General features: G+C 59.8%; 13 protein-coding genes. 10 read left to right on the top strand and 3 right to left on the bottom strand.

What is annotated here, in order from left to right:
• The first annotated feature begins 39 nt into the window (after positions 1-39).
• The 5 genes from EOK75_RS18670 (at position 40) to EOK75_RS18650 (ending at position 4,929) form a co-directional block, all read left to right on the top strand.
• Positions 40-552 (top strand): TRAP transporter small permease, encoded by a 513-nt coding sequence (locus tag EOK75_RS18670; RefSeq protein WP_137195520.1) that lies wholly within the window; start codon positions 40-42, stop codon positions 550-552.
• Positions 545-1,828 (top strand): TRAP transporter large permease, encoded by a 1,284-nt coding sequence (locus EOK75_RS18665; protein WP_137195519.1) that lies wholly within the window; start codon positions 545-547, stop codon positions 1,826-1,828. The genes EOK75_RS18670 and EOK75_RS18665 overlap by 8 nt, the downstream gene beginning before the upstream one ends.
• A gap of 203 nt (positions 1,829-2,031) precedes the next feature.
• A complete protein-coding gene (gene dctP / locus EOK75_RS18660; protein WP_137195518.1) occupies positions 2,032-3,078 on the top strand; it encodes a TRAP transporter substrate-binding protein DctP in 1,047 nt (348 codons plus the stop codon).
• A gap of 17 nt (positions 3,079-3,095) precedes the next feature.
• Positions 3,096-3,617: a TRAP transporter small permease subunit gene (locus tag EOK75_RS18655; protein WP_137195517.1), complete on the top strand. Its 522-nt coding sequence runs from the start codon at positions 3,096-3,098 to the stop codon at positions 3,615-3,617.
• Between the two features lies 1 nt (position 3,618).
• Positions 3,619-4,929, top strand: a complete 1,311-nt coding sequence (locus tag EOK75_RS18650; protein ID WP_137195516.1) for a TRAP transporter large permease — start codon at positions 3,619-3,621, stop codon at positions 4,927-4,929.
• Positions 4,930-4,946: 17 nt separating this feature from the next.
• Here EOK75_RS18650 and EOK75_RS18645 read toward each other — a convergent pair whose 3' ends face one another.
• Genes EOK75_RS18645 through EOK75_RS18635 form a run of 3 tightly spaced genes read right to left on the bottom strand, consistent with a single transcriptional unit; the run spans position 4,947 to position 9,530 of the window.
• Entirely contained in the window at positions 4,947-7,985 is a 3,039-nt protein-coding gene (locus tag EOK75_RS18645; RefSeq protein WP_137195515.1) for an efflux RND transporter permease subunit, read from the bottom strand.
• Positions 7,986-7,995: 10 nt separating this feature from the next.
• Positions 7,996-9,048 (bottom strand): efflux RND transporter periplasmic adaptor subunit, encoded by a 1,053-nt coding sequence (locus EOK75_RS18640; protein WP_137195514.1) that lies wholly within the window; start codon positions 9,046-9,048, stop codon positions 7,996-7,998.
• Positions 9,039-9,530, bottom strand: a complete 492-nt coding sequence (locus tag EOK75_RS18635) for a MarR family winged helix-turn-helix transcriptional regulator (RefSeq protein WP_137195513.1) — start codon at positions 9,528-9,530, stop codon at positions 9,039-9,041. Before EOK75_RS18635 ends, EOK75_RS18640 begins: the two co-directional genes overlap by 10 nt.
• 279 nt (positions 9,531-9,809) lie before the next feature.
• On the opposite strand from EOK75_RS18635, the gene EOK75_RS18630 reads away from it, so the two are divergent.
• From EOK75_RS18630 to ureC, 5 genes are read left to right on the top strand one after another with little or no spacing between them, the layout of a single operon-like run.
• On the top strand, positions 9,810-10,634 hold the full coding sequence (locus EOK75_RS18630; RefSeq protein WP_137195512.1) for an urease accessory protein UreD: 825 nt from the start codon (positions 9,810-9,812) through the stop codon (positions 10,632-10,634).
• Positions 10,631-10,933: an urease subunit gamma gene (locus tag EOK75_RS18625; protein ID WP_137195511.1), complete on the top strand. Its 303-nt coding sequence runs from the start codon at positions 10,631-10,633 to the stop codon at positions 10,931-10,933. The genes EOK75_RS18630 and EOK75_RS18625 overlap by 4 nt, the downstream gene beginning before the upstream one ends.
• Before the next feature lie 21 nt (positions 10,934-10,954).
• A complete protein-coding gene (locus EOK75_RS18620; RefSeq protein WP_240794095.1) occupies positions 10,955-11,518 on the top strand; it encodes a HupE/UreJ family protein in 564 nt (187 codons plus the stop codon).
• On the top strand, positions 11,515-11,820 hold the full coding sequence (locus tag EOK75_RS18615; RefSeq protein WP_137195510.1) for an urease subunit beta: 306 nt from the start codon (positions 11,515-11,517) through the stop codon (positions 11,818-11,820). The genes EOK75_RS18620 and EOK75_RS18615 overlap by 4 nt, the downstream gene beginning before the upstream one ends.
• 1 nt (position 11,821) lies before the next feature.
• Positions 11,822-13,531, top strand: a complete 1,710-nt coding sequence (ureC, locus tag EOK75_RS18610) for an urease subunit alpha (RefSeq protein WP_137195509.1) — start codon at positions 11,822-11,824, stop codon at positions 13,529-13,531.
• Positions 13,532-13,534 lie beyond the last annotated feature (3 nt).

Genomic DNA, 13,534 nt, shown 5'->3' with positions numbered 1-13,534 from the left:
GCCGCCCTTGGCGCCGGTTCGTGATTCCGAGGGCGCAGCTTGAAAAAACTCGAATCCATTTTTGTCACGCTGAACGGCTGGGCGCTGATCGTGATGCTTGCCGCGATGTCGTTGGTCGTCGGTGCGAACATCCTGTTACGCTATACCACGGCGCATTCCCTGCCTTGGGCGGATGAGGCCGCGCGCTATCTGATGATCTGGATGACCTTCAGCGGCGCGGGCCTTGTCTTGCGCACGGGTGGGCATGTTGCGATCACCAACCTGCAGGATGCGCTGCCCGTCAAAGGGCAACAGATCCTGCGTGGCGCGATCACCTTGGGGCTTTTGCTGTTCTTTTGCTTTATGGTCTATGTCGGGATGCAATATGCGCAGCGTATGCAATATCAGGTGACACCTGCCATGCGCATCCCCTTCATCTATGTCTATGCGGCGATGCCGGTCGGGTTTACCCTGTTGATCGTTCACCTGTTGCTTATCGCGCGGCCCTTTATCACCGCGGGCGAATATAAACACGGCGACACAAACGCCCTACCCGGAAGCGCAAATGGCTGAAATTCTCTTTCCGGCACTGTTCATCCTGCTCGCGCTCGGGCTGCCTGTTGCCTTTGCGATGGCCATTTCGGTTTTCGTCGCGCTCAGCTTCGGCTCCAGCTATCCCAACCTCGTCGTGGTCAAAGAGATGTTTTCGGGCCTCGACAGTTTTCCGCTCCTGGCCGTGCCCTTCTTTGTTCTGGCCGCCGAGATCATGACCGGCGGGGCCATCACGCTGGCGATGCTGCGGCTGGCGCAATCGCTGGTCGGGCATCTTAAGGGCGGGCTGGGGCATGCCAACGTTGTCAGCTCTGCCATGTTCGCGGGGATTTCTGGCAGCGCGCTGGCCGATGCCGCTGGTCCCGGAACCATGATGATCAGGATGATGGAAAAGGGCGGCTATAACCGTGCCTATGCGGGCGCGCTGACGATCGCAAGTTCGGTCGTGGGGCCGATCATCCCGCCATCAATCACGATGATCATCTATGCGATGCAGGATCAAGAGGTCTCGGTCGGGTCGCTGTTTATGGCGGGCGTACTGCCCGGCATCCTGATTACGGTGCTTATTCTGGTCGCCAATGCCTATGTCAGCCACAAGCGCGGATATGCCAGCGGCGCGTCGATGCCGCCGGTCAAAGAGATCATCCAGATCGCGATCTATGCCGTGCCTGCGCTGTTTTTGGTGGTGCTTATTGTCGGCGGCATCCGCTTTGGCGTATTCACCCCGACAGAGGCCTCTGTCATCGCGGTGTTCTATGCGTTGTTCGTGGGCATGTTCATCTACCGCTCATTACATATTAAGGACTTGCCCGGCATCATCTTGCGGGCGGCGCTGGTGTCCACGGCCGTTTTGCTGATCCTTGGCGCGGCGCGGGCCTTTGCTTGGGTGCTGATCATCGAGGGCATCCCGCAGTTTCTGGCGGAAACGATTATCGCGTGGGATCTGTCGCCCATCGTGTTCCTGCTGGCGGTGAATGTGCTGCTGCTGATCTTTGGCCTGTTCATGGACCCGCTGCCGGGTGTGATGATTTTGGTGCCGATCCTTGCGCCCATCAGCCTCGCCCTCGGGATCGACCCTGATCACTTTGCGATCATCGTGATCGTCAACCTGACGCTTGGCCTGACAACGCCGCCGGTGGGCAGCCTGATTTTCGTAGTCTCTTCCACCATGCGGATCAAGCCTTCGACGCTGATCAAGGAAATGCCGCCCTTCTTTTTGGCGCTGGCCTTGGCGCTGTTGCTGATCACTTTTGTGCCCGCGCTCTCCACTTGGCTGCCCGGCGTCAGCGGGTTCTGACACCACGCTTTTGTTTTTATGTATAAAAAAGGGATGCCCTATGGATTTGGGGCATCCTTTACGCATGTGCATTTCCCAGCGGCGGCAATCTTTTTGAATGCTGGATGTATTTTTTATGTCGACAGGAAGCAAAGTTTGGTTATCATATGTCTCCTAAGCCGCCGGAACACAAATATCGGCGGCACCCAACAGAGGAGATATCAATGACTCATTATACCAAAACTCTGGCTTGGGCCGGTGCCCTGTCGCTTTTGGCGGCCGGGGTCTCGGCGCAGGATGTCACATGGCGCGTGCCAACTTCGGTGCCCGAAGGGTCGCCCTTTTACGTCAACTTTCTGGAACGCTTTGCCAAGAACGTTGATATGCTGACCGACGGCGCGGTTGAGATACAGCCCTTTGGCGCCGGGATCCTTGTGCCTGCGCTTCAGGTCTATGACGGGGTGCGCGACGGGATCGTTGAGGCGGGACATTCCACGCCCAGCTATCTGGTGAACCAGAACCCGATCAACGCGATCTTTTCCGGCTTTCCGGGCGGCATGGGCCCAGAGGCCTATACCACTTGGATTTATGAAGGTGGCGGCAAGGAAAAGCTGCAAGAAATCCGTGATGCCGATGGTTTCAAATCCTTGGTTGTGGGCATCGGATCATCCGAGATCATGGCCCATGCCAACAAACCGATCCGCAACGCCGAGGATCTGAAGGGCCTGAAATACCGCACGTCCGGCCCTTGGGCCGAAGTGATGCGCGACTATTTTGGCGCGGTCCCCACGGTTGTCCCCCCGGGTGAGATTTACACCCTGCTGGAACGCAAAGGCGTTGATGCGATCGAATGGGGCCCACCCTCGGCCAACCTTCCCGAAGGGTTCCATGAGGCAGCGCCCTATATCATCACCCCCGGCGTTCACCAGCCGACCTTCCTTTGGGAAGTGGTCCTGAAGCAAGAAACCTGGGATGCTTTGGATGACGCGCTCAAGCCCAAGATCGAAGCGGCGGCAGAGCTGACAACCTTGCAATCGCTCCTGAACTTCTACGATCAAGACATGAAAGCGATGGAAGTTTTCCGCGGCGGCAAGGCCGAGGTGATCGAGCTTGACCCCGCCTTTGCCGAGGAGCTTTCGGCAGCAGGTCTGGACTGGATCAAGAAGAAAGCTGCGGACCAACCCGAGATGGCGGCCATTCTGGATGACTACATCGCCTATATGGACCGTTGGGCTGCTGAAAGCGGCTACCTGATCCGCAACAGCAAATAACACAGCAAGGAGCGATCATGAAAAACCTGTTTCTTGCAATAGCTGACCGTATATCGCTGGTCTTGGGGTATATGGCGCAGGGAATGGTGCTTATCCTGATCGGCTCCATGCTCTATGAAGTGGTGGCGCGCTATGCCTTTGGCGCGCCAACCGAATGGGCCTTTGACGTGGCCTATATGAGTACCGGCGTTCTGTTTGTGCTGGGGGCCGCACAGGCGCTGCGCGAAGATGCCCATGTGCGGATCGATTTCCTGTCGTCGCGCTTTCCGCCACGGCTGCGGGCCGGAATTGACGGTTTGGTCTACCTCTTCATCCTGTGTCCGGTCTTTGCCAAGCTTGCCTCGATTGCCGGGGAACGCAGCTGGCGCGCCTATATCACCGCCGAGGTTGAACATGTCAGCCCTTGGGCGCCCTTGATGTGGCCGTTCTACACCGCGCTGACCTTGGGGCTTGCAGCCCTTGCGTTGCAAATCGCCGCCGAGGGTATTCGCGCATTACTGGCCCCACGGGCCGACACCACATTCAAAATCGAGACCTGATATGGCCACCGCAGCCCTGATGTTTCCCGCACTATTCGCCCTTATTTTGCTTGGGCTGCCGATCGCCTTTTCCCTCGTCATCGTTTCGGTGGCCGGTGGATTGCTGGCCTTTGGCCCCGTTGGTTTTAACCAGCTTTACGGCTCGTTCTATTCGGCCTCGACCAACTTCATCCTCTCGGCGATCCCAATGTTCATCCTGATGGGGGCCTTGCTGGAACGGTCCGGCATCGCAGAGCGGCTGTTTCGCGTGATGAACATGTGGCTGGGCCGCTTTCCCGGCGGGCTTGCCTTGGCGACCATCGCCATGGGGGCGGTCTTTGCCGCCGCCGCAGGGGTTGTCGGCGCGGTTGAGGTGATGATCGGGATGATGGCCATCCCCGCGATGCAAAAGGCCCGTTACAGCAACACCCTTATTGCAGGCACGATCTGTGCCGGTGGATCGTTGGGCACCATGATCCCGCCTTCAGTGATTGCGGTGATGTATGCCTCGCTGGCGCAGATGTCGGTTGGCAAGCTGCTGGCGGGGATGATGATCCCCGGGTTGATCATGGTGTGTCTGTTCTTGGGCTATATCGCCGTGCAAGGCATGCTCAACCCGCCCCAAGCCCAAGAGGGCGACGCCCCCGAGGAGACATTTACACTGGCCGAAAAGCTGACGGCGACCGTGACAACCTTGGTGCCGGTGTTTTTGCTTATCTTCTCGGTGCTTGGGTCGATCCTTTGGGGGGTCGCCTCCCCGACCGAGGCGGCGGCTGTTGGCGCGGCAGGCGCGCTGGTGCTTTGCGTTGCCAACCGGCGGTTCAACTGGGTTGTCTTGCGGGAATCCTTGGCCATTACGGTGCGAATTTCAGCGATGATCTTGCTGATCGTGGCCGCAGGGACAATGTTCATGGGGGTATTCGCGGCCAACGGCGGCGCGCGTTTGATCCGCGAGTTCATCGACGGGGCCGGCTTGGGAACCACCGGCATGATCGTTTTCTTTCTGCTGGTGGTGTTCATCCTTGGCTTTGTGCTGGACTGGACGGCGAACGTTTTGATTTGCGTCCCGTTGTTTGCGCCCTTCATACGGTCGGCGGGAATTGACCCGATCTGGTTTGCGACCTTGGTTCTGATCGTCATCCAGACCGGATATCTGACACCGCCGATGGCCTCCTCAATCTTTTACCTCAAATCGATTGCGCCGCCCGATATGACCTACGGGCAGATGTGCCGCGGGGTGCTGCCCTTCATCGGATTGCAGGTGCTAACCCTGATCCTGATCGTGCTGTTCCCCGAACTGGCAACCTGGCTGCCCGAAAAGCTGATCGGCTAACCCCCGCGCGCGGGGGCTCAGGCCGCGATGGCCCGTGCCTCCTCGCGCGCGAACAGCAGGTAATAGAACACCGGGGCCGCAATCAGCGTCAGGATAGTGGCAAAGGCCAGCCCGCCCATAATCGTGATCGCCATGGAAACAAAGAACGCATCCGACAACAGCGGCGCCATCCCAAGGATCGTCGTCACCGCCGCCAGCATCACCGGCCGCAAACGTGAGGTGGACGCGGTGATGATTGCCTCTTTCAACGGCAGCCCTTCGGCGCGAACCAGATCAATTTCCTCGACCAACACGATCCCGTTCTTGATCAACATCCCCGACAGTGACAACAACCCCAAAAGTGCGGTAAAGGTAAAGGGCATATCGGTGCCCAACAGCCCGATCACCACCCCGTTGACCGACATCGGCACCAAAAGCCAGATGATCAACGGCTGACGTATCGCATTGAACAACAGCACCGAGATCAGCACCATAATCAGCGCGGAAACCGGAAGCTGCGCGCCAAGCGCCGCCTGCGCCTCACGAGAGCTTTCATAGTCGCCGCCCCAATCCATGCTGTACCCCAGTGGCAATTCCACCGCCTCCACTGCGGCCTGAACCTCGGCCTGAACCTGCGGGGCGGTTACATCTTGCGGGATATCCGCCTCTACCGTCAGTGTAGAGACGCGGTTGCGGCGATGGACCAGCGTATTCTGAACCTCATATTCCAGACCGTCGATCATCTGCGCAATCGGCAGCACCTCACCGGTTGAGTCGGAAAATACGACCTGATCAAGCAGCCCCAGTTCACTATCGCGCGGCAGGCGGGTGATGATCGGGATCTGGCGATCGCCCTCGCGGTAAACGCCGCTGATAATCCCCTCGGTCGCAAGCCGGAACGTATCGGCAATATCATCACGGCTGACGCCTGCGGTTTTGGCGCGCTCGGTGGCATAGATTGGTTTGAGGACCAGCTCTTGCTCATGCCAATCGGTGCGCAGGTCCAGCAGGTTGTCCGAGGCCGATTGCATGACCCCGATCATCTGGGTTGAAAGCTGGCGCAACACCGCCGGATCCGCCCCCGAAATCCGCAACTGGATCGGCGCACCGCCGCCCGGCCCAAAGACCAGCCGCGTGGTGCGAAACTCCCCCTCGGGGAAGGTTGCGCGCCCGAAGGCATTCAGGTCAGCCTGCAACGCGGGGATCTGATCCAGCCGCTCGGTTTGGATAATCAGGTGGCCATAGCTGGGGTTGGGCTTGACCGCGTCATAGGTCAGCATAAAGCGCGAGGCCCCCTGCCCCACGAATGTAGCAACCGATGCCACCTCTTCGCGGGCGGCAAGCCAGTCTTCCATCTTGCGCATATCATCCGATGTTGCATGGATATCCGTGCCCTGCGGCAGCTTGTAATGCACAAAGAACATCGGCGTATTGCTGTTGGGAAAGAAGGATTGCTTCACCATCCCGAAGCCCGCGAAACACACCACCGTCACCGCCAGCAAGGCCACAACAACCAGCCAGCGCATCCGCAACGACCATTCCAGCGCCTTGCCGTATATGCGGAACATCCAGCCGTCATAGGCGTCATCGGTCTCGCCCGACCCTTGCTTGAAAAAGTAATGCCCCAGCAGCGGCGTCACCGTCAGTGCCAATATCCACGACAGCAATAGCGAAATCCCGATCACGGCAAAGAGCGAGAACAGGAATTCCCCCGTCGCATCCGGCGAAAGCCCGATACCGGCAAAGGCCATGATACCAATGACCGTCGCCCCCAACAGCGGGATCTGGGTCTTGGCGGCGGCATCATCGGCGGCGGTATAGCTGTCCTTGCCGCGCCGCATGGAAATTTGCATCCCCTCGGCCACCACGATGGCGTTATCGACCAGCATCCCCATCGCGATAATCAGCGCGCCCAGCGAAATCCGCTCCATCTCAATGGAAAAGATCGCCATGAAAAACAGCGTGCCGACCACCGTCAGCAACAAGGTCGCCCCCACCACGATCGCGGCGCGCCAGCCCATAGCAATGGCCAGCACCAGCACAACAATCGCAACCGACATCGACAGGTTGACGATAAAGGCGCTAGAGGCCTCATCCACCACCACATGCTGCTGATAGATCGGGCTTAGGGTGACACCATAGGGGATATTGTCTTTCAGCTCGGCCAAGCGCGCCTCGGCACGGCGGCCGACATCGACGATATTTTCCGTCGAAAGCCCCGCCACACCCAGCGTAAACGCATCCGCACCATTAAAGCGCACCAGCATTTCAGGGGCCGAGATACGATCGCGTTGAACCGTTGCAATGTCAAAGAGGTTGATCACCTCCCCCTCCGACCCGATGGTCAGCGAGGCGATCGCGTCGACGCTGCCCGAACCATCCGGCGCCTGAATAATCGTGCGTGCGCCATTGGCGCGGACCACACCGGCATCCACCACCGAATCCGCATTCGCCAGCGCGCTGATGATGCTCATGGGGGCGAGGTTTTGGTTGACGGCCTGCGCCATGACAGGCTCGATAAAGATCGCCTCTTCGGGCAGGCCCTTCACCTCTACATCGGCCACACCGTCAACGGTCAGCAATTCGCGGCGCAAAAAGGTGGCCAATTCGTGCTTTTCCGCGTCTGAGAACCCGTCGGCCTGCACGGCATAGTAAATCCCGAACACATCGCCAAAGGAGTCGTTCACATAGGGCACGCTTGTCCCTTCAGGCAGGGCGCGGGCCGCGTCGGAAACCCGGTTGCGCAGCTTGGTCCAGATCGGCGGCAACTCATCCCCGCCAAAGGTGGAATAAACATCCACCGTAATCAGGGAATTGCCCGGCTGGTTGATCGAGGTAATCTTATCCACCTCACCCATTTTCTGGATCGCGGATTCCAAAGGCTCCGACACCTCTACCGCGACCTGTTCTGCCGTGGCACCGGGATATTGGGTGGAGATGACCACGGTTTTGATGGTAAAGGCCGGATCTTCCAGCCGCCCCAAGGTGGCAAACCCCCACAGCCCGCCCAAAAAGGCACCAAGGATGATCAGCCAAGTGATCAGCGGCTTTTCGATAGAAAAACGTGCGATATTCATCTGTGGCCCCTTAATTGCCAAAACCGGCAAAGCGGCGAACGGCTTGCCCGTCCTTCAATGCGGCCCCGCCAGCGGCAACCACCTCCGTCCCCGGCGCGATGCCCGAGGTCACAAGAACATCATTCCCCTGCGCAGGGACAACCTGCACCAACAGCTTGTTTACGTGACCTTCCTCCGCTTCCTTGGGTGTGAAGGCCATGACCGCCGGATCACCGTTATCATCAATGAAGATCGCCTGTTTGGGCAGCAAAATACCACCCGTATCAGCCCCCGGAACGCTTGCGATCACCGTCACAGAGGCCCCCGGCAAAATACGAAGCCCCTCTGGCGGGTTCATCCCTAATGTGACGCGGAACGACTGTCCGACCTTGGAGGTTTCGGCATTGAACTCTCGCAAATCCAGCGGGTAAAGCACATCCGACGAGGGGAACCGCGCGGAGATGGTGAAATCATCACTTTGATCCAGACCGAGGAACAGAATTTCAGGCACATCCACCTCTACCCGTATTTCCGACATATCATGCAAGCGCACAACCGGTGTCCCCGCCGAAGTCGTGGTGAAATTGGCAACCTCTCGGGTGGCGACCAAGGCATCGAAGGGGGCCAGCAACGTGGCATGTTTCAGCGCATATTCGGCATTTTTCACCGCAACCTTGGCAAGCGAAAGCGCGGTCGCGGTATCATCGATCTGCACTTGACTGGCAGTTCTGGAGGAAAGTCGTTCCAACCGGTCCAAATTCCGCTCGGCCTGTTCTTTTTGCAATTGCGCCTGCTCAAGGGAAAGCTCGAAACTTTCCAGATCAAGCTGCGCGATCAATTCCCCTTGCGCGATTGACGTACCCTCGATCACCGGAAATTCGACAATCTGGCCCGGCACCTGAAACGCCAAGTCGACAGTCTGGCGCGCCACGACCTGTCCGAAGAACTGCCGCGTCCTGTCAGGGTTACCCGCCTCAGCCGTGATAAGCTTCACCGGTTTAAGCGGCTCTTGCGCCTGCAGGCTCATCGGCGCAAATGCCAAAAGCGCGAGGACAGATCCCAATAGCATGTGTTTTACGGGCATGACTTGGCTCCTTCAGGCAGGCCATTGGCCTTGATGTTATGGGCGATTTTCAACATTTCAGCGGACATCATTTCGATCTCGGCCTGTGACAGGCCGGAAACTTCCCTGAACATGCGCACGACCTGCCCGACAATGTCCTGTCGCATTGCGACCCCGTCATCGGTCAACCGCAAGCGCCATGCGCGGCGGTCATCCGGACTTCGTTCACGCACCGCGATCCCTCTCCCCTCCAGCTCATCCGCGATAGAGGTGAGTGTCGAGGGCAATATCTGCATCTGTTCGGCCAGAACCCCCATACGTTTGGGGTTTTCCAGCAGCAGCAAAAGCCCGCGCTCGTTCTTGGAAAGCCGCGATTGAGAGCTGGTCGCATCCAGCACCTCAGCAGTTTTCCAATAGAGAAAATGCACCCCCAACAAAATATTAAGCTCTGCCGGAAGATCATCCGGCAAAGGAGAGGTGTTTTTTCTGTCAGCTTGGTCCATGACGAATCCTTCAACCCGACGCGCCTCGGATATACTTCAGTTTTCGAAACATACAACTAATGAAACGATTACAACTGAAGATAATGCCCCCTGCCTGAATTAAAGCCTAAGAAAGCCGGTTTTTGCGCATGATACCTTTGGAAGTAGCCCGCATTTTATGCAGTTCGCCTAAATAACGCGCAACAACACCTGCCGCGCCGTCTACCCCTCGTCTTTGCGTGCCCGAATATGTGCGCAGCCAAACTGCCATGCCATAGAGGGGGCTTGAAAGGCGGGTAGATGCTGGACGAGATTGATCAATCCCAAATGCAGCGCAGTTATGGCTTGGCGGATCTGGGATTCACCAAACGCAACGGGCGGGTCGCATTGGATGTGCTGCGTCAGGAAGGCGCGGCCAAGGTCATGCTGCCGCGTGTTGCAGGGGATGTGCCCGAGGCGGTGTTTTTGAACACCTCGGGCGGGCTGACCGGCGGCGACCACTTGCGCCTCTCGATGGATGTCGGCGCGGGATGTCGTGTTCTGGCGACCACCCAAACCGCCGAGCGCGGCTATGCCGTGTCGAGCGGCGCGGCACGGCTGGATATTCGGGCGCGTGTCGGCGCGGGTGGGCGGCTGGACTGGATGCCACAAGAAACCATCCTGTTCCAGAATGCCAACCTGCACCGCACAACAGAAATAGATCTGGCCGCGGGGGCCGAATGTCTTTTGGCCGAAAGCCTTGTTCTGGGCCGGGCCGCGATGGGCGAAACCCTGCATCACGCCGGATTACAGGACCACCGCATCATCCGCCGCAAAGGCCGCCCCCTTTGGGCCGAGGGCTTGCGGCTGAATGCGGATGTTCTGGCCGATCGTTCGGCCGCCCTTTTACGCGGGGATCGTGCCTTTGCGGTGGTGTGCCTGATCGCGCAGGGCGCCGAGGATGCCGTCGGGCCGCTGCGTGCGGCCTTGGGCGCGGGGGCGGCCGTGTCCGGCTGGGATGGTCGCTGTGTGCTGCGCATCAGTGCGGCGGACGGCTGGCCCATGCGTCAACAACTTGCCCGAGTTTTGAAAATTCTGACCGGACGGGCCCTACCCCGCGTCTGGCAGAGCGGAGGATTGATATGAACCTGACCCCACGCGAGCGCGAAAAACTATTGGTGTCTTTGGCCGCGATGGTGGCCCGAAACCGGCTTGAACGCGGTGTAAAGCTGAACCACCCCGAGGCCGTGGCCCTGATCACCGATTTCGTGGTCGAAGGCGCGCGCGATGGCCGCAGCGTCGCCGATCTGATGCAGGCCGGTGCCGAGGTGCTTCGCGCCGAGGATTGCATGGAGGGCATCCCCGAGATGCTCCACTCGGTTCAAGTCGAGGCGACATTTCCCGATGGCACCAAACTTGTCACTGTTCATCAGCCGATCCGCTGACCCCGTTTGAAAGGATACCCGATGTTGCGTCTTACCCTTCCTGCCCTGATCTGCCTGCCCGGTGCCGCCTTTGCCCATAGCGGCGCCCACAGCGGGGGGGGCGCCTTTGTTGCGGGGATGATCCACCCGATCACGGGGGCCGATCATATTCTAGCGATGGTCGGCGTCGGGGTCTGGGCCGCGATGATCGGCGGGCGCGCGCTTTGGGCGATGCCCTTGGCCTTTGTGCTAGCGATGTTGGCGGGCGGCATGGCGGGGGCCACGGGGATGATAGTTTCAGGCGTAGAGCCGATGATCACCGCCTCGGTCGTGCTGATCGGCACGGCGGCGGCCCTTGCCCTGCGGCCCGCCTTGGCCACTGTTTTGCTGGCCTTGGCCGTATTCGGGGCCGCGCACGGCTTTGCCCATGGGGTTGAGGGGCCAGGCACGGGGCTTGTCGCCTATGGCGCGGGCTTTGCCGGAATGACCGCCGGTTTGCATGGCGTGGGCATCGCATTGGGCCGGATGGGCGCGGGATGGATGCCGCGCGCAATGGGGCTGGCCACCGCGGTTGCCGGGCTTGGCCTTGCCGGGGGTGCGCTATGATACCGGGTGAGGTTTTCCCTGCGGCGGGTGAGATTACCCTGAATGAAGGGCAGCCCGCGATCACCATGATGGTTGCCAATACCGGCGACAGACCGGTTCAGGTCGGCTCTCATTTCCATTTTGCCGAGGCCAACGCGGGGCTGGAGTTTGACCGGACCACTGCGCGCGGGATGCGGCTCGATATCGCCGCAGGCACCGCCGTGCGCTTTGAGCCGGGACAGCGCCGCGAGGTGCAGCTTGTCCCTTATGGCGGTGCGCGGCGGGTGTTCGGTTTCAACAGCAAGATCATGGGGGATCTCTGACATGGCCACACGCATTTCCCGCCCCGATTACGCCGCGATGTACGGGCCGACCACGGGCGACCGCATCCGGCTGGGCGATACCGACCTGATCATCGAGGTAGAGCGCGACCTGACCACCTACGGCGAAGAGGTCAAATTCGGCGGCGGCAAGGTGATCCGTGACGGCATGGGGCAAAGCCAGATCTCGCGCGCGGGGGGGGCCGTGGATACGGTCATCACCAATGCGCTGATTTTGGATCATACCGGCATCTACAAGGCCGATATCGGCCTGCGTGGCGGGGTGATTGATGCGATCGGCAAGGCGGGCAACCCCGATGTGCAATCGGGCGTCACCATCATCATCGGACCGGGCACCGAGGTGATTGCGGGTGAGGGCAAGATCATCACCGCGGGCGGCTTTGACGCGCATATCCACTTTATCGCGCCGGGCCAGATAGAGGACGCGCTGCATTCGGGCATCACCACGATGCTGGGCGGCGGCACCGGCCCTGCGCATGGCACGCTGGCCACCACCTGCACACCGGGGCCGTGGCACCTTGGGCGGATGTTGCAATCGCTGGATGCCTTTCCGATCAACTTCGGCCTGTCGGGCAAGGGCAACGCCAGCCAGCCAGAGGCCTTGGTCGAAATGGTCAACGGCGGTGCTTGTGCGCTAAAGCTGCATGAGGATTGGGGCACCACCCCCGCCGCGATCGACTGTTGTCTGACGGTGGCCGATGCGATGGATGTTCAGGTGATGATCCATACCGATACGTTGAACGAATCCGGTTTTGTCGAAAACACACTGGCCGCGATTGCGGGCCGCACCATCCACGCCTTTCACACCGAGGGCGCGGGCGGCGGCCATGCCCCCGATATCATCAAGGTCGCAAGCAGCCCCAATGTGATCCCCTCCTCGACCAACCCCACCATGCCCTATACCTCCAACACGCTGGAGGAACATCTGGACATGTTGATGGTCTGTCACCATCTGGATCAATCCATCCCCGAGGATGTCGCCTTTGCCGAGAGCCGTATCCGCCGCGAAACCATCGCCGCCGAGGATATCCTGCACGACATGGGCGCGTTTTCCATCCTGTCCTCGGACAGTCAGGCGATGGGGCGTGTGGGCGAGGTGGTCATCCGCACTTGGCAAACCGCCCATAAGATGCGCCAGCAACGTGGTCGTTTGCCCGAAGAGACCGGCGAGAATGACAATATCCGCGCCCGTCGCTATGTCGCGAAATACACCATCAACCCCGCCATCGCCCATGGGATGAGCCGCCACATCGGCAGCGTCGAGGTCGGCAAACGCGCCGATCTGGTCCTCTGGCATCCAGCGTTTTTCGGCGCCAAGCCCGAGATTGTTCTGGTCGGCGGCACCATCGCTTGCGCGCAGATGGGCGATACCAATGCCTCTATTCCCACGCCACAGCCGGTCTATTCACGGCCGATGTTCGGGGCCTACGGGCGCGCGATGGAGCGTGGCTCGGTGCTGTTTACCTCGGCGGCGGCACAGGCGGGCGGTTTGCGCAACACGCTTGGCCTGTCCAAGGAAACGCTGGCGGTGGAAAACACCCGCAACATTGGCAAGGCCGATATGGTCCTGAACGATGCCTTGCCTGTGATCGAGGTGAACCCCGAAACCTATGAGGTGCGCGCCAATGGTGAATTGCTGACCTGTGAACCGGCCGCCGAGCTTCCGCTTGCGCAACGTTATTTTTTGTATTGAGGC

The organism is Pseudorhodobacter turbinis, from assembly GCF_005234135.1.
Lineage (GTDB): Bacteria > Pseudomonadota > Alphaproteobacteria > Rhodobacterales > Rhodobacteraceae > Pseudorhodobacter > Pseudorhodobacter turbinis.
The sequence above is the reverse complement of the archived record's forward strand: the minus strand, read 5'-3'. Positions and strand labels throughout refer to the sequence as shown.

Bases quoted from the DNA above. Each gene is read 5' to 3' on its own strand.
- EOK75_RS18640 (WP_137195514.1), bottom strand. From the start codon at position 9,048: ATGCCCGTAAAACACATGCTATTGGGATCTGTCCTCGCGCTTTTGGCA.
- EOK75_RS18630 (WP_137195512.1), top strand. From the start codon at position 9,810: ATGCTGGACGAGATTGATCAATCCCAAATGCAGCGCAGTTATGGCTTG.
- EOK75_RS18650 (WP_137195516.1), top strand. From the start codon at position 3,619: ATGGCCACCGCAGCCCTGATGTTTCCCGCACTATTCGCCCTTATTTTG.
- EOK75_RS18620 (WP_240794095.1), top strand. From the start codon at position 10,955: ATGTTGCGTCTTACCCTTCCTGCCCTGATCTGCCTGCCCGGTGCCGCC.
- EOK75_RS18635 (WP_137195513.1), bottom strand. From the start codon at position 9,530: ATGGACCAAGCTGACAGAAAAAACACCTCTCCTTTGCCGGATGATCTT.
- EOK75_RS18655 (WP_137195517.1), top strand. From the start codon at position 3,096: ATGAAAAACCTGTTTCTTGCAATAGCTGACCGTATATCGCTGGTCTTG.
- EOK75_RS18645 (WP_137195515.1), bottom strand. From the start codon at position 7,985: ATGAATATCGCACGTTTTTCTATCGAAAAGCCGCTGATCACTTGGCTG.
- ureC (WP_137195509.1), top strand. From the start codon at position 11,822: ATGGCCACACGCATTTCCCGCCCCGATTACGCCGCGATGTACGGGCCG.
- EOK75_RS18615 (WP_137195510.1), top strand. From the start codon at position 11,515: ATGATACCGGGTGAGGTTTTCCCTGCGGCGGGTGAGATTACCCTGAAT.
- dctP (WP_137195518.1), top strand. From the start codon at position 2,032: ATGACTCATTATACCAAAACTCTGGCTTGGGCCGGTGCCCTGTCGCTT.
- EOK75_RS18665 (WP_137195519.1), top strand. From the start codon at position 545: ATGGCTGAAATTCTCTTTCCGGCACTGTTCATCCTGCTCGCGCTCGGG.
- EOK75_RS18625 (WP_137195511.1), top strand. From the start codon at position 10,631: ATGAACCTGACCCCACGCGAGCGCGAAAAACTATTGGTGTCTTTGGCC.